Consider the following 3,007-nt stretch of genomic DNA (forward strand, 5'->3'; position numbering starts at 1 on the left):
TGTCCCACGGGTGAACGGCGACGAGCATCGCGTCCTCCGGGTCGACGCCGCACTGCTGCAAGGCGTACGCGTAGGCCTCCGGCGCGGGTTTCCAGCGGCCGGCATCCTCCACCGTCAGCAGGCGCTCGAAGTAGTGGCGGATGCCGGCACGGTCGAACAGAGCCTCGGCGACGGAAGCCGACCCGTTGCTGAGGGTCACCAGGCGAATCCCGAGACCACTGAGCGCACGGATGCCGTCGGGCACATCGGAGTGGACGGGAAGTCCGCTGAACCCGTCCATGATGTGAGAGACCGCCTCCTCCACTCCGCGGTTCAAGGACACGCCGTGAAGGCCGACCCGCAACGACTCGGATGCGATCCGAGCGAAGGAGTCACTGGCGTCGACGGATGTCAGCGCGAAGCCGTCGCGCAGCACACCCGCGAACCAGCTGGTCGCGAGGTGGGCCTGAGCTCCGACGTCCGCGAAGCGACTCGCCATGGGCGACATGTCCGAGAGGGTCTCGTTGACGTCGAAGATGAGGAGCCGTGGGAGCCGCGGTCCGTCGGGGCTGGCAGCGCAGTCGACACTGGGCAGTGACTGGTCCAGGGGGGCGGGCGACATGTCGCTCACCGTAGCCCTCGCGGCTGGACGACGGTGAGCGGGAGGAGCTGACGCAGCTGCTCGTTCTCGCCGGGGTCGAGGACCGAGTGCTGGACGCAGGCGGGGACGAGCTGGCCGGTCTCGGGGTGTGCCATGGCGTACGTGCACGCGGACAGTCTTTCCTGCGTCGCCAGGGTTTCTGGGTCCGTCGCGACCTGGCCGGCTTGCATGAGCTTCCACGCAGGGGCGACGTCTGCGGCGTCCATGAAGTGGTGCACCACGTAGGTCATGGGTATGACGTCTCCACCACGCCAGGACGACCACAGGCGCCGGACTCCGCCGGACCGCTCGACCAGCCGGCGTACCCAGGCGATCGCGACCTTGACGTCGCCGGGGTGGCGAACGAGCACGCGCAGCACCTTCACCGCCAGCACGAGCGGGGGCGTACCACCGAAGTTCACGCCACCGAAGTCGGCCAGGGCACGGTCTCGCGTGCGCAGATCGGCCGCGATATCAGGATCGAACAAGGGCACCCAGCGTGCACCGATACGGACTCCGAAGGCCGTGCGGTTGCATCGGGGGTCGCCGAACTGCAACGGCTGCCAGGCGACGCGCTGACCGAGTCCCGCCTCGATCCGCTCCCACACGTCGTCGATTCCGACGGTGCGGTAGTCGCCTCCGCCCCAGCGCCGTTCGTCGCCCACGTGGGCGGCGGGCTGGAAGGACAGCATGGAGAACCCCATGGCGCTCACGTCTGCCACGACGTCCTCGATCTGATCGAGGTTGGCCGGCGTGACGGTCATGTTGTGCGCGAGGTAGAAACGCACGCCGTGGTCGTTGCGCAAGTCCCGGAACATCTCCACGAACCTCGCGCGGAACGGGTTCAGCTCAGCCTCGGCCCTGGGGCGCGGTATCCCCGTGCGACCGCGCATCAGCGAATCGAAGTGGGCTGCGAACGAGAGGCGACGAAAGCGCGGTGCTCCGTGCACGTCCAGGGCGACGGCACGGAGGTAGTCAGCGTCGAAGTCACCGTGGGTCATCGACATCGGCTCTCGGCCGCGCCGACGCATCGCCGCCAACGCCGCAGCATGGTCTTCGGGGTCGAGGAGGGACACCTCGCCACCGATCAGCTGCGCGTGCGCTCGCGGGCCCCGCACCTGTTCGAGAAGGCTCATCTGGGCCTCCACCTGCGCCACGGTGTGGGCCCCGTCGACGCGCACCTTGTTGGCGTCCTTGGAGTGGTAGCAGGGCGAGCAGGTCAGGTCGCACTTGGGGAAGACGCCGTGCGTGCCCTCGCACCCCACCGCGTGACGGCCGAGGATCTGCTGCTCGGTCTTGACCCCGGGAGGCAGCGCCGCCCACCGCTCAGCAAGCGCGCGCTCGGTGGCCGGATGGACGGGCCGGGTGGACAGTTCCAGCCGTTTCCAGAAGTTCGACATCGTGGTCAAGGCACCTGTTCATAGGAGGGGGAGGAACTGAGTTCGGAAGCCCGATGAGCATCAGGTCTCAGGTGCGGTGACGGCGTGGTGGGTGGCAGGCCTGTGCTGAACCTCCTCAGCAGCCCCGGGCGACGCGCCGGTGACGGCCCACACCCCCTGGGGTCCCGGCAGCACCACGCCCGTGCGATCGCCCGGGCGGAGGGTCGTCCCGAGGCGCACCTCGACCGCGAGCCTGGTCCGCGCCGCGGCGTGCGTTGCCGCCATCTCCACGATCACGTCCTGGTGTGGGCCCGACTGGTGCACCTCCACCACCAGACCGGTCGCCGTGCCCGTCGTGTGCGGTTCGGTGAGAGCGAGTCGCTCCTTGCGGGCCAGCAACACAGCAGTGCCATCGGCGTCGAGGGAGCTGGGAAGCACAACCGCCCCGAGGACGGAGTGATGGACGCCGGACTTCACCACCCCGGGCAGCTCGTTGAACCCGCCCACCAACCGCGCGACCGCCAAGGTCTTCGGAGCTGTGTAGAGCGTCTGAATGGTGTCGCAGTGCTCGATACGTCCGTCGACGAGTACGGCGACCCGGTCGGCCAGGGCAGCCTCGTCGAGGTCGTGCGTCACGAGGACGATCGTGGGATCGAGGGCGGCGCGCACCTCGCCCAGCAGTTGGTGCATCGAGGTGCGGAGATGGTGGTCGAGGGCACTGAACGGCTCGTCGAGGAGCATGACCCGTCGGGTGGCGGCCAGCGCCCGCGCCAGGGCGACGCGTTGCTCCTGTCCGCCGGAGAGCGCCCGGGGTCGACGGCGGCCGAGGTCACCGAGGTGGACGAGGTCGAGGTATCGCTGAGCGGTGGCCCTGCTCTGCGAGCGACTCCGTCCACGAAGTCGATCCGCGAAGGCGACGTTGTCGAGCACGCTCAAGTGGGGGAAGAGGTGCGGCTTCTGGAACATGACGGTGAGGTCGCGCCGCTCCGGCGCGACGTCCAGGACGCTG

At 69.0% G+C, this 3,007-nt stretch carries 3 protein-coding genes and 1 pseudogene; all 4 read right to left on the reverse strand.

All coding sequences use genetic code 11. The features are described 5' to 3' along the window. Positions 1 to 601, reverse strand: a 601-nt coding sequence (locus ACYVDA_RS20645; protein ID WP_460820422.1) for a haloacid dehalogenase type II, incomplete at its 3' end; no start/stop codon positions are given. Between the two features lie 5 nt (positions 602 to 606). Next, complete coding sequence (locus ACYVDA_RS20650) at positions 607 to 2,019, reverse strand: radical SAM domain-containing protein (RefSeq protein WP_460820424.1); 1,413 nt, start codon at positions 2,017 to 2,019, stop codon at positions 607 to 609. A gap of 60 nt (positions 2,020 to 2,079) precedes the next feature. Continuing rightward, entirely contained in the window at positions 2,080 to 2,634 is a 555-nt protein-coding gene (locus ACYVDA_RS20655; RefSeq protein WP_460820425.1) for an ATP-binding cassette domain-containing protein, read from the reverse strand. A 144-nt stretch (positions 2,635 to 2,778) separates the two neighbouring features. Further along, positions 2,779 to 2,964, reverse strand: a pseudogene (locus ACYVDA_RS20660) (ATP-binding cassette domain-containing protein); the annotation flags it as partial. Positions 2,965 to 3,007: the final 43 nt, after the last annotated feature.

The organism is Nocardioides korecus, from assembly GCF_054778395.1.

What these genes read in the sequence shown, in the direction of transcription:
- ACYVDA_RS20650 (WP_460820424.1), bottom strand. Translation starts at nt 2,019, where the DNA reads ATGTCGAACTTCTGGAAACGGCTGGAACTGTCCACCCGGCCCGTCCAT.